Origin of the sequence: Helicobacter sp. (genome assembly GCF_022770205.1) — a bacterium.
Lineage (GTDB): Bacteria > Campylobacterota > Campylobacteria > Campylobacterales > Helicobacteraceae > Helicobacter_D.
On record NZ_JALEIK010000016.1, the window covers coordinates 50896 to 66215 of the forward strand.

The 15320-nt window shown below is 37.0% G+C and carries 19 protein-coding genes and 1 pseudogene; 9 read left to right on the forward strand and 11 right to left on the reverse strand.

The window, feature by feature from the left end:
* Nucleotides 1-29 precede the first annotated feature (29 nt).
* Complete coding sequence (gene hypF, locus MRZ19_RS02835; RefSeq protein WP_291030123.1) at nucleotides 30-2390, forward strand: carbamoyltransferase HypF; 2361 nt, start codon at nucleotides 30-32, stop codon at nucleotides 2388-2390.
* Here hypF and MRZ19_RS02840 read toward each other — a convergent pair.
* The 7 genes and pseudogenes from MRZ19_RS02840 to MRZ19_RS02870 all read right to left on the reverse strand — a co-directional run bounded on the left by MRZ19_RS02840 (nucleotide 2356) and on the right by MRZ19_RS02870 (nucleotide 8486).
* Nucleotides 2356-3102: pseudogene (locus MRZ19_RS02840) on the reverse strand (SDR family NAD(P)-dependent oxidoreductase). The gene hypF and the pseudogene MRZ19_RS02840 sit on opposite strands and share 35 nt — an antisense overlap.
* 10 nt (nucleotides 3103-3112) lie before the next feature.
* Complete coding sequence (locus MRZ19_RS02845; protein WP_291030125.1) at nucleotides 3113-4333, reverse strand: hypothetical protein; 1221 nt, start codon at nucleotides 4331-4333, stop codon at nucleotides 3113-3115.
* A gap of 70 nt (nucleotides 4334-4403) precedes the next feature.
* Nucleotides 4404-4772, reverse strand: coding sequence for a YkgJ family cysteine cluster protein (locus MRZ19_RS02850; protein ID WP_291030127.1), 369 nt, complete (start codon nucleotides 4770-4772; stop codon nucleotides 4404-4406).
* The gene (locus MRZ19_RS02855) at nucleotides 4766-5464 is read right to left on the reverse strand and encodes a methyltransferase (RefSeq protein ID WP_291030129.1); all 699 of its coding nucleotides are present in this window, start codon (nucleotides 5462-5464) and stop codon (nucleotides 4766-4768) included. The genes MRZ19_RS02850 and MRZ19_RS02855 overlap by 7 nt, the downstream gene beginning before the upstream one ends.
* 7 nt (nucleotides 5465-5471) lie before the next feature.
* Nucleotides 5472-5975: a hypothetical protein gene (locus MRZ19_RS02860; RefSeq protein WP_291030131.1), complete on the reverse strand. Its 504-nt coding sequence runs from the start codon at nucleotides 5973-5975 to the stop codon at nucleotides 5472-5474.
* Nucleotides 5942-6502 (reverse strand): hypothetical protein, encoded by a 561-nt coding sequence (locus tag MRZ19_RS02865; RefSeq protein ID WP_291030133.1) that lies wholly within the window; start codon nucleotides 6500-6502, stop codon nucleotides 5942-5944. The genes MRZ19_RS02860 and MRZ19_RS02865 overlap by 34 nt, the downstream gene beginning before the upstream one ends.
* Nucleotides 6503-6533: 31 nt before the next feature.
* On the reverse strand, nucleotides 6534-8486 hold the full coding sequence (locus MRZ19_RS02870) for a 6-hydroxymethylpterin diphosphokinase MptE-like protein (RefSeq protein ID WP_291030135.1): 1953 nt from the start codon (nucleotides 8484-8486) through the stop codon (nucleotides 6534-6536).
* A 127-nt stretch (nucleotides 8487-8613) separates the two neighbouring features.
* Here MRZ19_RS02870 and MRZ19_RS02875 point away from each other — a divergent pair, with 127 nt between their 5' ends.
* Nucleotides 8614-9543, forward strand: a complete 930-nt coding sequence (locus tag MRZ19_RS02875) for a ribose-phosphate pyrophosphokinase (RefSeq protein ID WP_291030137.1) — start codon at nucleotides 8614-8616, stop codon at nucleotides 9541-9543.
* The gene (locus tag MRZ19_RS02880) at nucleotides 9515-10099 is read left to right on the forward strand and encodes a peptidylprolyl isomerase (RefSeq protein WP_291030258.1); all 585 of its coding nucleotides are present in this window, start codon (nucleotides 9515-9517) and stop codon (nucleotides 10097-10099) included. Before MRZ19_RS02875 ends, MRZ19_RS02880 begins: the two co-directional genes overlap by 29 nt.
* On the opposite strand, the gene mog is transcribed toward MRZ19_RS02880, so the two are convergent.
* The 4 genes from mog to MRZ19_RS02900 all read right to left on the reverse strand — a co-directional run bounded on the left by mog (nucleotide 10096) and on the right by MRZ19_RS02900 (nucleotide 11779).
* A complete protein-coding gene (gene mog / locus MRZ19_RS02885) occupies nucleotides 10096-10626 on the reverse strand; it encodes a molybdopterin adenylyltransferase (RefSeq protein WP_291030139.1) in 531 nt (176 codons plus the stop codon). The genes MRZ19_RS02880 and mog overlap by 4 nt on opposite strands.
* Before the next feature lie 96 nt (nucleotides 10627-10722).
* On the reverse strand, nucleotides 10723-11184 hold the full coding sequence (locus MRZ19_RS02890; protein ID WP_291030141.1) for a molybdenum cofactor biosynthesis protein MoaE: 462 nt from the start codon (nucleotides 11182-11184) through the stop codon (nucleotides 10723-10725).
* Nucleotides 11184-11405, reverse strand: coding sequence for a MoaD/ThiS family protein (locus MRZ19_RS02895; protein WP_291030143.1), 222 nt, complete (start codon nucleotides 11403-11405; stop codon nucleotides 11184-11186). The genes MRZ19_RS02890 and MRZ19_RS02895 overlap by 1 nt, the downstream gene beginning before the upstream one ends.
* An 8-nt stretch (nucleotides 11406-11413) precedes the next feature.
* Nucleotides 11414-11779: a hypothetical protein gene (locus MRZ19_RS02900; protein WP_291030145.1), complete on the reverse strand. Its 366-nt coding sequence runs from the start codon at nucleotides 11777-11779 to the stop codon at nucleotides 11414-11416.
* 73 nt (nucleotides 11780-11852) lie between these two features.
* Here MRZ19_RS02900 and MRZ19_RS02905 point away from each other — a divergent pair, with 73 nt between their 5' ends.
* The 6 genes from MRZ19_RS02905 to MRZ19_RS02930 all read left to right on the forward strand — a co-directional run bounded on the left by MRZ19_RS02905 (nucleotide 11853) and on the right by MRZ19_RS02930 (nucleotide 15220).
* On the forward strand, nucleotides 11853-12224 hold the full coding sequence (locus tag MRZ19_RS02905; RefSeq protein WP_291030147.1) for a RidA family protein: 372 nt from the start codon (nucleotides 11853-11855) through the stop codon (nucleotides 12222-12224).
* Between the two features lie 83 nt (nucleotides 12225-12307).
* Complete coding sequence (gene rplU, locus MRZ19_RS02910; protein ID WP_291030148.1) at nucleotides 12308-12619, forward strand: 50S ribosomal protein L21; 312 nt, start codon at nucleotides 12308-12310, stop codon at nucleotides 12617-12619.
* A gap of 23 nt (nucleotides 12620-12642) precedes the next feature.
* The gene (gene rpmA, locus MRZ19_RS02915) at nucleotides 12643-12900 is read left to right on the forward strand and encodes a 50S ribosomal protein L27 (protein ID WP_006802607.1); all 258 of its coding nucleotides are present in this window, start codon (nucleotides 12643-12645) and stop codon (nucleotides 12898-12900) included.
* 62 nt (nucleotides 12901-12962) lie between these two features.
* Complete coding sequence (gene obgE / locus MRZ19_RS02920; RefSeq protein ID WP_291030155.1) at nucleotides 12963-14042, forward strand: GTPase ObgE; 1080 nt, start codon at nucleotides 12963-12965, stop codon at nucleotides 14040-14042.
* Between the two features lie 166 nt (nucleotides 14043-14208).
* A complete protein-coding gene (proB, locus tag MRZ19_RS02925) occupies nucleotides 14209-14988 on the forward strand; it encodes a glutamate 5-kinase (RefSeq protein WP_291030158.1) in 780 nt (259 codons plus the stop codon).
* Nucleotides 14989-15037: 49 nt separating this feature from the next.
* Nucleotides 15038-15220, forward strand: a complete 183-nt coding sequence (locus MRZ19_RS02930; protein WP_291030160.1) for a hypothetical protein — start codon at nucleotides 15038-15040, stop codon at nucleotides 15218-15220.
* Nucleotides 15221-15320 lie beyond the last annotated feature (100 nt).

Sequence of the window (15320 nt, forward strand, 5' to 3'; positions counted from 1 at the left end):
TATACTTTAATTGATAAAGAGAGTTTGAAATGTCAAAGATTCCGCATATAACTTATGAGTTTGAGTTGCAAGGTGTGGTGCAGGGCGTTGGATTTCGTCCTTTTGTGTATAGAATTGCTAAGGAATGCGGAGTCTTTGGAAATGTGCGCAATACGACTGCTGGTGTAACAATTCTAGCGCAAGGCACTAAGAAGGCTTTGGAGTGTTTTGAAAAGGCTTTGCAGACTCCCCCTAAGGTTGCAAAAGTGACTAAAATTTTTAAACAAGAAATTAAAAATGCGGAATCCTTTTTTGACTTTAGCATCATGCAAAGCACACAGGGGAATGGATTAGGTGCAACAATCCCAGCAGATATTGCGCTTTGTGAAGAATGCTTAAGAGAAATGCAGAATCCAAAAAATCGTCGCTTTGGCTATGCGTTTATAAGTTGCACAAATTGTGGCGGGAGATATAGTTTAATAAAAACACTTCCTTATGATAGGCAAAGCACAGCAATGGCAGATTTTGTGATGTGTAAAGCGTGTCAAGATGAGTATAATGATCCTAATTCTAGGAGATTCCATTCAGAAATTAATTGTTGCTATGATTGTGGTCCAAGATTGTTTTTTACTGAGAATTTAGAGGCATATAAGGAATGCACAGAGGATTTTGTTTTATGCAAGAGGCTTGGAGAAGATTGTATGCAAAACCCTTTAGAGAGAGCGGTAGAATACCTAAAAGCAGGAAAGATTTTAGCAATCAAGGGGATTGGGGGGTATGCGCTTGTGTGTAATGGGCTAGATTCTCAGGCGATTTTAGCATTAAGGAAGCGTAAGAATCGCCCTAGAAAGCCTTTTGCTTTGATGTGTAAAAATACGGAAATGGCGGAATCTTATGTGCATTTAAGCGCATTGCAAAAAGAGATTTTAAATTCTAGTGCTGCACCAATTTTGCTTTGTGATTTTAAAGATAACATCTCTTTGCCGCTTTCTATCATTGCTCCTAAACTTGCTACTTTGGGTATTATTTTGCCCTATGCGCCTTTGCATTATTTATTGTTTGAAAAGCTTAATTTTCCATTAATTTTTACAAGTGCTAATGTAAGTGGAGAGCCAATTATTAAGGATTTTTCTCAAATTGTTGAAGCTTTTGAGGGAGTGTGTGAGGGAGTGCTATTTTATAATCGTAATATTTTAAATCCCATTGATGATAGTTTAGTGCGTGTTATTACGCATAAGGGTAAAGAGCAAATGCAGGTTTTGCGCCGTGCGCGCGGATTTTTATCGGAGATTACCCTGCCATTTAAAAGTGCGCAGGATTTTATTGCGCTTGGGGCGCAACAAAAGGCAACTTTTTGTTTAAAAATACAAAACAAGGTTTTGCTTAGTCCGCATTTGGGAGATTTAGAGAATATTGAGAGTGTGGAGAATTTTTTAAAGACACAAAAATTATTTTTAACACAATATAAAATTGCTCCTAAAAATTTTGTGCTAGATTTGCATCCAAATTATGCTCAAAGGGGGTTTATTAGCGATGCAAAAAGGATAGAATGCGTGCAACATCATTTTGCACACTTGCTCTCTAATGTGGTAGAGAATAGGATTGATAAGAAGGTTTTGGGTGTCATTTTTGATGGAACAGGATATGGCGATAGTAGCAAGGATAGGCAGGGGATGATATGGGGAGGTGAGTTTTTAGAGTGGAATCCTAAAAAGCCTTTGGAATATCAGCGTGTTGCGTATTTTGATGCTTTGATGCTTTTAGGAGGAGAGAGGGCGATTGAGGATATTAGAAGGCTTGGATTATCTTTGATTTTTGAGAGTTTTAAGGGAGAGTATAAAACGCTTGATTTATCCTTGTTTAAGGAGTTTTCACAAGAGGAATTAGAGATTTTTTATGCCTTAAATGCAAAACAATCAAGGGTAAGAGTGCCTTGTAATAGTGTAGGGAGGCTTTTTGATGGAGTTAGTGCGCTTTGTGGTGTTTGTGTGCAAAGTAGTTATGAGGGAGAGGGGGGGATGGTGTTAGAATCCTTTGCTTTAAACGCTTTGAAAAAGTTGGAATCTAAAAAATTAAGAGCGTATTCTTATACAATCCAAGAAGGTGTGGTAAATTATCAGTCTATGGTTAGGGAGATTTGCAAAGAGCTAGAGTCGGGTGTGGAAGTGTGCGAGATTGCATTAAGATTCCATATTACGCTTGCTAGTGTGATTGCAGAAATTGCTAAGGATTACACGCATATTGCATTAAGTGGGGGATGTTTTCAAAATGCTCTTTTAACGCAACTTGTTTTAGAAAAGCTTGTGGGCAAAGAGGTGTATCTTAATGGAGAGATTCCGTGTAATGATGGCGGCATTAGTGTAGGGCAAGCGTATTTTATGGAGTTGTTTTATGCACAGCTAACGCGCTAAAACTTTGGCTTGTTGGCATCATTTCTAAGGTGTTGATGTTGATGTGTTTTGGTGGAGTTGCAACCCAATACACTGCTTCTGCAATGTCTTGTGGTTGAAGTGCCTGACTATTTTGATAGAGTGCATCAGCACGCGCTTTATCTCTTTTAAAACGCACGAGTGAAAACTCACTCTCTGCAAGCCCGGGCTGTATATCGCTTACTCTTACATTTGTGCCTGCCAAATCTGCACGCAATCCTAGTGCAAACTGTCTAACAAAAGCTTTTGTTGCCCCATAGACATTGCCACCGGGATAAGGGTATTTCCCAGCAATAGAACCTAAAGTGATGATGTGTCCGTTTTTGCGCTCCACCATTTGTGGCAATAGGAGATGCGTAAGGTAGCTAAGGGCTGTAATATTAACGCTAATCATTTGCTCTCAGTCGTTAAAATCACACTTTTGCGCAGGTTCAATACCTAGCGCAAGCCCTGCATTATTAACCAAAACATCAATTTCTTGAAAATCTTTTGGCAGGGAAGAGAGTGCATTTTTTAAGGCATCTTTATTGCAAATATCGCAGGGTAAGATGACGCATTGTGGAATCTCTTTTGCTAACAATTCTAAGCGTTCTTTACGCCTTGCAAGTGCGATGACTTGATGCCCGTTTGCGCCAAATTTTCTAGCAATTTCTCTACCAAAGCCGCTAGATGCTCCTGTTACTAAAATAACCATTGTCTTTTCCTTATGGGTTGCAATTTAGAATTTTTTTGTAATGTGTTTTTAACTCTTCTTCTTTTTGTATTTCCGAATTTGGAATCTTTTCTATTATTGTTTTAGCATTTTGGCAATCTTTGAGTTTAAAATATCCCCAAGCAAGAGAATCTAAATAATAGGCGTTGCTAGGGTCTTCTTCTAGGGCTTTTTGCACATATTTTATGCCTTTTTGAATGCGCATAGAGTCGTTAAAATCGTGGTCAATCATTAAGTAGCCTAGATAATTCCAATAGAGTGCTTCATTGGTTTTTAATGCAGCTTCCTTTAAATCGTTTTCTATGGCTTGGAGATAAGTTTTTGTGCGTGTTTTTGAATTTTCATAAGAAAGCATTGCTTTGTAGGCTAAGAAATTGGAATCTTGCGTGTTTTGATAGATGATTTCTGCTTGCTTGATGGTTTTTTGTGTGTCTTTTTGTAAGCGGTAGATTTCAAAGAGTAAGGCATTGCGCATAGCAATATTAGAGTGCTTTAGCAAAAAAGATTCCGCTAAATCTAAATGTTTAGTTTTTGTATAAATTTCTAATACAAGGCGCGCATAATCTTGCGCATTGGTTTCTTCAAAAAGCAATGCGTAAATGCGTGCAGCATCTAAATAGAGTTTAGATTCCAGATAAATTGCAGCGAGTTTATCCCCGATAGATTTTGTGATTTCTTGTGTTTTGATATGGGTTTCATAGAGAGATATGGCAGTTTTAGAATCTTTTAAGAATAAAAGATGTGTGGTGGCAAGTTTGTCTAGCAAAATTGGATTGGGATTGAGATGATAAGCAAGTTGTAAGTATTTACTAGCATTTTTGTAGTCTTGGCGTAGAAAATATACAGAGGAGATTAGTTCATAGCTCTCAGCATTTTTGTGGTATTGTAAAAGTAATTTAGCTTCTTTTAAGGCTAAGTCAAATTGCTTGGTGTTTGTTAAGATTCCAATAAGCACGCTACGCACCATTTCATCTTTTGGGTATTTTTCTAAAAATGCATAGGCTTCTTTTTGTGCTTCTTGGAGTTTGTTTTGTGCGACTAAAATCCCTAAAATTTCTTTGAGATAGTTTGGGTTTGGGTTAATTATATAAGCATTGGCAAAGGCTGTTTGTGCGCTATCATAATCGTTTGTATCTAATGCTGCATAAGCCTGTATGATGAAAATATCTTCAAGATTCTCTACTTCTTTAAAATTAGGATTTTTTAAAGTCATTAAATCTTGCTTGAAGCAACCTGAAAATCCAATCAATAGTGCAATAGTGTTTATAAAGAGAATAAGATGTTTATTTTTTAACCACACCGATACATTCCTTTTCTAGTTCGTCAAAATGTTCTTTGTAGTAGTCCCAAAAAGGGAAGGCTACGCATTGTTTTGGGCGTTTAGGATAGATTTGACAGATTCCATCTTTAAAGAACACACAAGAGTAAGTTTTATTATCTTGTGTGATGTCCAATAAAGAATAGCGATAGCCCACTTTCTTGACATAATTTTGGCAAAATGTGTCAAAATCTAGCCCGAGAAACTCAGCAATTTCTTCAATTTCTTTGGGTGTAACAAAGACATATCCGCTCTCACCCGTGCAACATTTTCCGCCACATTCCTTACATTTGCTAGGGTCAAAGTGGTATTGAAAATCAGAATGCTCTAACATTTAATGCTCCAAGTGTTTGCGTGGTGATAGATTGCCTGCACTTCTTGTGTGAAATGCTGCCCTTTTTTCTCGCTTAAATGCGTGAAAAGGGGAGGTTGAATTTCACATTGGCTTTTAGAATTTTTTCTAGCACGGCATAATACCAAAGTCGCGCTTTTTTCTGCCTTTGGATGCACAAAACGCACAGAAATTGGCGGAATCTTAAAGTGTTGCAATGTGCTAAAAAGGCTAAAAATCGCCTTTGCATCGTAGCAAAAAATAAACTCTCCTTTAGGCTTTAAAAGTGTATTGACTTTTTTTGCTAGATCAAAAAAGGGAAGATTTTCTGCATAACGCGCACTAAAAATATCAGAATTTTTGGATTTCATCACACCATCGTGATAGAAAGGGGGGTTGCTTAAGATTGCATCAAAGGTTTGCATTTTGGATTCCAAAAAATCCGCGCAGATTAAATTTGCTTGGATTTTATTAATGCGTAAATTTTGCGCACAAAGTTCTACCATTTTAGGGTTTTTCTCAACCATTGTAAGTTGTAGTGGCAAATCCCTAGCACAAAGCATTCCTAGGATTCCACAACCTGCACCAATGTCTAAAAGCGTGGAATGTTTTTTTAAAAAAGGCATTGCAAAATGGTGCAAAAACAAAGTGTCGCTGTTGTAGCAATAGCCATCTTTTGGTTGGTAAATTTGCATAGGATTCCTAATGGATTTGCAGAGAAAAAATTGTTTTTTTCTCTAAATTTTTAACTTCTAAGGTTATAGAATCTTGTGTGGTGCTGTAATTTAGCTCTAACCCTTCACGCATAATTATTTGCAAAAAGCCATTTTGGATTCTAACTTTATTTTCTCCGCTAAAAATTTCTTGCCCTTTTAAAACCACCTGAAAGTCTAGTTCTCTAAAAGTATCGCTTCCAAAAAATTTGCGCACAATGGAATCTTTTGCATAGCATTCCCCATTTAGACAAATTTTATCTTTGTAACAATCCATTTTAAGGAGGGCTGTCCCCGCATTAAAAATCTCTAAGCTTGTGTAATTAGGATAAGACTTAACAAAGCCTAAATCATAGAATCTAAAATCTTTAGTAGAGAAAAAAATCGTTTTGGTTGTAGAGTTTTGTAGGATGGGCGTTTTAGCGCATCCAAATGCAAAAAGCACCACAAAAGTAGTGCTTAAAATTGCTCGCCAGTTAATACGCGATACCATCGTTTTCCATCAAGTTTAAGTTCCATACTGACTTGGCAGAGACCATCTTTATACACGGTTTCTACAATTTCAGCATTACGAATCACTGCTAACACTTTTGTTTTAACCGTGGAGTTCTTTAGCATCATATCACGCACTGTATCTTGTGCATTAACGCGGATTCCATACATTTTTTCACCAATTTGGCGGTAAGCATCCACGATTGCTGCACGCTTTGCAAGTGCTAGAGCTTGCGCAGGAGATGCTGTAGATTCTGGCGCTACACCCATTCCTACTGCACTAATTTCAATAATGCTAGAAGGTGTGATAATAGGGGCATTTGGGATTACAATATCATCTCCACCAACTTCTACTCCTTGAAGATTAGAAGGGGTGTTTGAATTCCTTCCATAAGATGCGCTTTGGAATCCTGCATTTCCTATTGGACTTACAGATGCACTACTTGTTGTTGAATTTACTTGAGCAGCAAGCAAATTACTTCCTAAAAGCATTCCTGCTAAGACTAATGAAATTGATGTTTTTGTCATTTTGATCCTTTTTGGTATTAAGATACTTGCATTAAGCAATTGGCGTTCCATATTTTTCAAAAAGTGTTTCGCGCAGAGATTTTATCATTTTATCCATCGCTATAAGATAAAGTTCGCCACTTTTTTCCCAAAGATGTTGCATATTATTATAAGGAAGATGTAAGGAGCAAAATGCGATTGTATAGAGAAAATGGCTTAGAGTGCCACCAAAAAGAATGCTAATAAAAGGATTGCTTAAGGATTCTTTGGCAATCACTCCATAGGCTTTGTCTAGGGCGACAAATAAATCTTGTTTTGACAAAACTTGTATTTTAAAAATATCGTGCATTTTGTTTTTAAAAGCTAGAATTTCAAAAGCATATTTTTCCGTTTCTTTTGTGTAGAATCCTGTTTTTTGTGGATTTTTAAAAAGGGATTTGATTTGCTTTAGTGCTGTTTTTTTATTGATTGTTTTAAGTTCAAATTCTTCGTGATGTGTGGGTTGTGCACCATTGATTCTAGCACCATCGTTTAAATTTAAAATGTGAAAAGGTTTGAGTGCATTAAAGGTTTCTTCTAAGGCAGCTTTTGAGAGAGAAAACAGAGCGTCTGAATAAATATCATCGCTAAAATTTCCAGTTACAGGATAGGCGTATTCTGGAATCTTTTTTTCTTCTTCTCCGTAATAAGAGTTTTTAGCGTGCTTGCTAAAGCCTTTTTTGTAGCCACAATCTAGCCCGCATAAAATCACATCACTGCCTAGATAACTCGCTAATGCTGCTCCGGCATTGCCTACAAGAGGCGCAGTGAATTGCACTCTAAAGCTAGGAGCATTTAAGTTAGCAGCACTGCTTCCATCGCGTTCAAAGAGATAGAGCTCTTTTGCAAGCTCTTTTGCTGTTTTGTCTAGCACGCTTGCAGCGATTAAAGGAATATCATCTAGTGGGGCAGATTTTAAGACTTCACCTAAATAATTGTGGCGTTCAATTTCTATTTGAAAATCTGGTTTGATTCCATTATTTAGTAAAGGTTTTAATGCAGTGCCACAGCTAAAAATAATCATTTTATTTTGATTTTTTTTAATGAAAGGAAGTAGAAAGTCAAGGCTTGGTCCGTTTGCTACCACACAAATGGGTGCATTGACGCGTTTTGGTTGGATGAGCATTTTATGAATGGGAAAGGAGAGTTTATTTTTAATGCCTAGCATTTCATCTTCAAAGGTTCCCCAACCGCGCAGAGTTTGAGAATGCACTTCAAAAACAATATCACGCGCATTTTGTGTTGTTGGGGTTTGGTAAAGCATTAATTCAAAGCGGATAAGAGAAGTGCTAATTTTGCGCGTTAAAAAAAAGTTTTGGATGTATTCTTTTTTCATAATGCTTTCTAAAAAGATGTAGCCCGCTTTATTTTGCACTTTGCTAAAAAGCAAAGGAAAATCTACAAAAAAGCAAGCAATTCTAAATAAATCTAGGGATTCTTCAAAAATAAAAAAATTATGGATTGTTGCATAATTTTCAATCAAAATTTGCAAAAAGATTCCACCTCCAAGTCCAAATAAATTTAAACTTGGTAAAAAATCACTGGGTAGATGATAATCAGCAATGCCATTATTTTGGAATGCATAATTTAAGATTCCATTGACTAGTATTTGACTATATGGAAACTCTTCTCCTATAAGGGAAGGTTTTTCTCCAACAATGCGATTCCATTTTTCATTAATTGGGGGATTATAAGCACAATTTTTATGCACATCTAGCATTGTAGATTTTCCCTCTATAACTGCATACATTAAAACATTTTGTTTGAAATTTAAAATATTGACACCTTCTTTTCCGATATAGAGTTGATATTCTTTAGCGGGAGCTTGTAAAGCTTGGAAGAGATTAGGATAATTTGCAAAAAAAGCTAAATTGTTTTGGAAGCGTGCATTGCAGAAAGATTCTATTGCTTTTGGAGAGTGGTTTTCTAGCATCTCTATAATGGTTTGTTTTGGGTTTGCGTGCATTATTATCCTTAGAAATTAGAGATGGCAAATTTTAGCAGAAATTTTTAAAACCTTTTACAAAAGACAAAACATTTAAGTTTTTAAAGTTTATAATTTAGGCTTTGATTTTATAGAAGTGAGGCTGTTTATGCAAAATTACAAGATTTTTACTGGGAGTGCGCATATAGAGTTCTCCAAATATGTTGCTAGGGTTTTGGATATTGAATTATCTGATGCAGAAGTTACACGCTTTAGTGATGGAGAGATTAGTGTTCGCTTATGTGAGAGTGTGCGCGGTAAAGATGTTTTTGTAATTCAACCAACCTGTGCGCCAACAAATGATAATTTAATGGAGCTATTAGTGATGATAGATGCGTTAAAAAGGAGCTCTGCAAAAAGCATTAATATCATTATGCCTTATTTTGGTTATGCTAGACAAGATAGAAAGGCAGCCCCACGCGTGCCAATTACAGCAAAGCTTGTGGCAGATTTATTGCAATGTGCGGGAATTTCACGCTTAATCACTATGGATTTGCACGCGGGGCAAATTCAAGGCTTTTTTGATGTTCCTGTGGATAATTTGTATGGTTCTATTGTGTTTAAAGAACACATAATGGAGAAAAATCTTAAAAATCCTATTGTTGCAAGTCCAGATATTGGTGGAGTGGCACGCGCTAGATATTTTGCAAAACTTTTGGGGCTTGATATTGTGATTATTGATAAAAGGCGTGAAAAGGCAAATGAGAGTGAAGTGATGAATGTGATTGGAAGCGTGGAAGGTAAAGATGTGATTTTAATTGATGATATGATTGATACTGCTGGAACAATGGTGAAAGCTGCAAGTGCTTTTAAGCAAAAGGGGGCTACAAGTGTGATTGCGCTTGGCACACACGCTGTTTTTAGTGGTCCAGCTTATGAAAGAATTGCAAGTAGCGAGATTGATGAGGTGATTGTTACAGATACGATTCCCTTGCAACAAAGCTGTGAAAAGATTAAAATCTTAAGTGTCGCGCCTTTGTTTGCTGAAGTGATTAGAAGGATAAATAATGATGAGAGCGTTAATTCTCTTTTTGCTTAATGTTTTTGGTGCGTTGTTTTTAAATGCGCAACAAATTCAAAACGCAGAAAAAATTAAAGAAGCTAAGGTGCTTCAAGCCGTGTTAGAAACAACTTCAGGTAAAATCACTCTAGATTTATTCCCACAAGTTGCGCCAAAAGCGGTGGAAAACTTTGTAACACATATTAACAATGGATATTACAATGGAATCCTTTTTCATCGCGTGATTCGTAAATTTATGATTCAAGGCGGAGATCCAACAGGAACAGGGCGTGGCGGTGAGTCTATTTGGGGAGAGGATTTTGAAGATGAAATTGTCAAAGGATATGCCTTTGATAGAGCAGGCATTTTAGCAATGGCAAATGCAGGGGCTAACACAAATGGGAGTCAATTTTTCATCACAACAACACGCACTCCGCATTTAAATGGGAAGCACACAATTTTTGGCGAAATTAGTAAAGAGCATCAAGAAGAGAGCTTTAAGACATTGCGTAAAATAGAATACACACCAACAGATTATGCGGATAAACCACTAAAAGAGCAAAAAATCTTAAAAGCCTATATCATCGCTCCTTAAGACTTTGGGCGAAAGGCTTTGATAACCTTAGGGTTTGTTTCTAAATACGCCGCGCCGATTAAATCAAGGCAATAAGGCACAGCGGGAAAAACAGCGTCTAAGCATTCTCTAATGGATTTTGGTTTGCCCGGGAGATTAATAATTAGGCTTTTGTGATAAATCCCCGCACTTTGGCGCGATAAAATCGCCGTTGGGATATATTGTAAGCTAGTTTGGCGCATAAGCTCACCAAAGCCCGGGAGCATTTTCTCACACACAGCTTCTGTGGCTTCTGGTGTAACATCGCGTGGAGCAGGACCTGTGCCACCTGTGGTTATGATTAAATCGCATTGCTCTTTATCTGCAAGTGTGATGAGTTGCTCTTTAATGGATTCTAAATTATCAGCAATCACGCAATAGTTATAAGTAAATGGCGTAATAAGGTATTCTTGTAGGGTTTCTAAAATTGTTTTGCCTGAAATGTCTTCATAAATCCCTGCACTTGCGCGATCTGATAGAGTTAGGATTCCAATTTTTGCTTGTTCCATTCTATGTCCTTAATGTAGGTGTTAATCTACCCTTTTAATGCTAAAATCTGTTGCGACTGCTTGAATAAAGGGTAAAAAGAGAGTGTCAAAAAATCTCTAGTCACTTAAAAGTCCGCTATGTGGGAGATGATGACTGCGTTCTTTGGCGTAAATGCGCTGTCCGTCTTTTAAATTATATTTCCAAATGGGTGCATTGTGCTTAAAGTCTTCAATAAAATCTTCAAAAATCTCTAAGCTTGCACGCCTTTGAGAGCTAAAAACTCCTGCCATATAGGGGCTTTGATGGTTTAGCACATTGCCTTTTGAGTGTGCCATTTTAAGATAAGCATTGCATTTTTGCGCCTTTTTACACCATCTATTAAGCCATTGCTCTAAAAGCGGTGTGTAAATGTCAAAACTAAGCCCTTCACAACCATTTTCAGCACGCACGATTCCGGTAAATATAAGATTTGCGCCAAAGTTATGCTCCGCCCCAAAGGCACACCATTTTGCATAAATCTCTGTGGTGTTTAATGCGCCTTCAAAGAGCAATAAGGAATCTTGTAATAAATCTTGCATTAACCGCCACATACAGGAGGAAGTAGGGCGATTTTATCGCCGTCTTTAATGGGGGTATCTAAAGAGGAGATGATTGTATGATTAAGAGCAATAGCGCAATCTTTTAACCAAGCGTTAATCTCAGGGATTGCTTGGAGTTCTTCTTTTAATGCATATAGTGTTGTGGCATTACTTTTGTGGGTTTTGTTTCCAAGCGGACCTAAAAATTCAACTTCTACCATAATGTGTCTTATTGGAGTAATTCAATGCGTTCTTCTTGCATTTCATAAGGGATTTTTGGGTTTGGTTTTGTGGTAGGATTCATTGCTTTTGTTTTAACTTTTTGTGTTTGTTTTGGTGCTAATTTTGAAGGTGTTTTAGGTAGGCGATTAACAGAGATAATTTTTCCAGTTCTGCCATCAACGAAAAATGCAGAATCCTTAGGGTATTTTTGCATTTCGCGCTTTAATGCTTCATCAAAAGGAGTCAAGAGGGAAACCAATTTGTTTTTTGAGGCTTTTGGGAGCGTTTGCACAAAATTGTCCGCATAAAGAATAGTGCTTGCAAGAGAGGCGATTAAGCAAGCTATTAGGCTTTTTTTAAGTTGAATTTGCATTAAGGAATCCTTAAAAATGAATTTAGCTATAATTTTATAACAAATCACATAAAAAAGCAAAAAGGAATGTTTAATGGAGATTATTGCAACACAAAATGCACCACAGGCGATTGGTCCTTACTCTCAGGCAGTTAGGGCAAATGGAATGCTCTATACTTCAGGGCAAATTGGACTCACTCCGCAAGGAGAGCTACTAGGCGATATTAGCGTGCAAACAAGACAGGTTTTAAATAATCTTAAAGAAGTCTTAAGGGCAGGCAATAGTAGTATGGATAGGGTTATTAAAACAACGATTTTTTTAAGCGATATGGAAGATTTTGGAATCGTAAATACAATTTATGCGGAATTTTTTGGGGAGCATAAGCCTGCTAGAAGCACAGTTGCAGTCAAAACATTGCCCAAAAATGCGCTCATAGAGATTGAATGTATTGCACTTACAAATTAAAGTTTTATTAATAAAAATTAAGGTAGAATCCAACCTTTTATTGTTTAAAATAAAAAATAACTTCAAATTTTAAGGAATTGTATATGTATGCAATCATTGCGAATGGAGGCAAACAATACAAGGTGAGTGAGGGCGATATTATTTTGCTAGATTGCTTAAACCTTGAGCCAAAGTCAAAAGTTGAAGTAGCTGAAGTTTTAGCCATCTGTAAAGATGATGATATTAAGCTTGGTACACCTTATGTAAGCGGTGCAAAAGTTGAGCTTGAAGTCATCAATGAAGGCAGAGGCAGAAAAGTCATTACTTTTAAGAAACGCCGTAGAAAAGATAGTAAAACTAAGCGCGGTTTTAGAAGAGATTTTACGCGTGTGCGTGTGGTAAAAATCTTAGGCTAGATTGCAACATTTAAGGAGTTAGAATGGCACATAAGAAAGGTCAGGGTAGCACTCAGAATAACCGCGATTCTGCGGGACGCCGTTTAGGTGTTAAGAAATTTGGTGGGCAGTTTGTGCGTGCGGGAAATATTATTATCCGTCAAAGAGGGACAAAAGTGCATCCCGGAAATAATGTAGGAATGGGTAAGGATCACACAATTTTTGCATTAATTGATGGGATTGTTTCTTTTGAGAGAAAAGATAGGAATCGCAAAAAAGTTTCTATTCTTCCAGCTTCTTAAGCTTTCTGTATTTTTAAGATTCCAACTTTGGAATCTTAAATTTTTCATTTTTAAGGTTTTTAATGTTTGTTGATTGTGTTGAAATCTTTGTGTCTTCAGGCAAAGGTGGAGAAGGCGCAGTTTCCTTTCGCCGTGAGAAATTTGTCCTTAATGGTGGTCCTGATGGGGGCGATGGTGGCAAGGGTGGAAATGTGTATTTTCAAGTGGATAGAAACACAGATACGCTCTCACATTTTAGAGGACACAAACATTTTAAGGCGCAAAATGGGCGTCCGGGTGAAGGGCGCAATAAATATGGAAAAAAGGGCGAAGATTTAATTATTATCGTGCCTCCAGGCACTCAAGTTTTTGATAATGAGAATGGTGAGTTGCTTTTAGACTTGCTTGAGAGTTCGCAAAAAGTGCTGTTTTTAGAAGGGGGCAAGGGGGGGTTAGGCAATGCGCATTTTAAAAGTGCTACAAACCAACGCCCCACTTATGCACAAAAAGGCTTGCCCGGAGTTGAAAAAACTCTCCGCTTAGAGTTAAAACTTATCGCTGATGTTGGGCTTGTAGGGTTTCCAAATGTTGGGAAATCCACACTTGTATCAGTGTTGTCTAATGCAAAGCCAGAGGTTGCAAATTATGAATTTACGACTTTAATTCCTAGTCTTGGAATTGTCAATGTGGGGGATTATCAATCTTTTGTGATGGCAGATATTCCCGGAATTATCGGCGGTGCAAGTGAAGGAAAGGGATTGGGGATTGAGTTTTTGCGCCATATTGAACGCACGCAATTTTTGCTTTTTGTGTTAGATTTAGCAAATTATAGAGAGATACAAGAGCAATTTAGTGTGTTGCGACAGGAAGTGAGTCAATTTAGCAAGACGCTTGAGAATCGCCCCTTTGGTATTATGTTTTCAAAAAGTGATGCAATAGAAAATGCTGGCAAAAGTGTGGAATCTTTTGTAAAAGATTTGGATTGTGGTTTAAAAAAACACGCGCAAATTCTAAATTGTTTTATCCAAGAAGTGGATGATTTTAGCGTAAAACTTGATGTTACAAAGCCGCTTTTTGTGCTAGGTGTTTCAAGTGTGAGTGGTGAGAATGTGGAATCCTTAAAACATTTGTTGTATGCAAGTTTAAAAGAGTTTAGGGGTTAGCAGTTTCCAAATGAAGATGTTTACATTGAATCCAGTTTGCCAATGGTTCTTTCTATGCAACACCCTATCCTTTTATGGGGTGATTTAAGCAAAATTGCATTGTGCTGTCTTTTGTAATGGTTTGGTTGTGCCTATTTACAGCCATATTACTTTAAGGTTTTTAGATATGAAAAGAATAGTTATTAAGGTTGGAAGTGCGATTTTAGTAGAAAATCAAAGCATTAATTTAGTGCGCATTGAAGCCTTAGCGCAGTTAATTGCAAAGCTTAGAAGTGTGTATGAAGTGATTTTAGTTAGCTCTGGTGCTGTGGCGGCGGGATACACAGAGATTAAACTTGATAAAGCGAATCTTAGTAACAAGCAAGCTTTGGCGGCTATTGGACAGCCTTTGTTGATGCAGATTTATGCAAATGTCTTCAAAAAATATCAAATCACCACTGCGCAAATGCTACTGACTGCTTATGATTTTGATTCTAGGAAGCACACACAAAATGCGCGCAATGCAATGGAAGTTTTGCTTGGAAATAAGGTGTTGCCTATTATTAATGAAAATGATGTGATTGCAACAGGGGAGTTAAAGTATCTAGGTTTTGGGGATAATGATCAGCTCTCAGCGCACGCAACACATTTTTTTGGGGCGCGATTATTGGCGATTTTAAGTGATATTGATGCGTATTTTGAAGCAAATCCAAAAAACTACCCTAATGCTAAAATGAGAAAAATTGTAACAGAAATTTCTGATGATGAACTCTGTGCAGAAGCCACACCAAATAATGCGTTTGCCACAGGAGGAATCGTAACTAAACTTAAAGCGGCAAAATTTTTGTTAGACAATCAAAAAGAAATGTTTTTATCTAGCGGTAAAGATTTATCGGTTTTGTATGGCTTTTTAATGCATAATATCCACGAAAAGGGGACATTATTTACAGCAAATCTTCAAAAATAGGAACATAAATTGCTTGTATCTTATCATAAGATTATGATAAGGAGATGTAATGGAATTCTTAAGGGATGATGGATTGGTTTTCTGTAATTTTTTTGACATTAGCGAGATTCCCTCACAAGAAGGCAATCCTGAAGAAAGCAATAAACACAATGTGTATTTAGATGATACTAAAGAAAATGAAAGGGTAATGATTCTATATGTTACGGATAAAATGCAAAAAACATCTGTGTGATATCACAAATAATATTGTTATGCGTGCATCTATGGGTTAAATTTTAGGCGGTAGAATGGAAGAAATCTGTGCTAAAGTGAGCAGTAAATTTAGTTAGTGT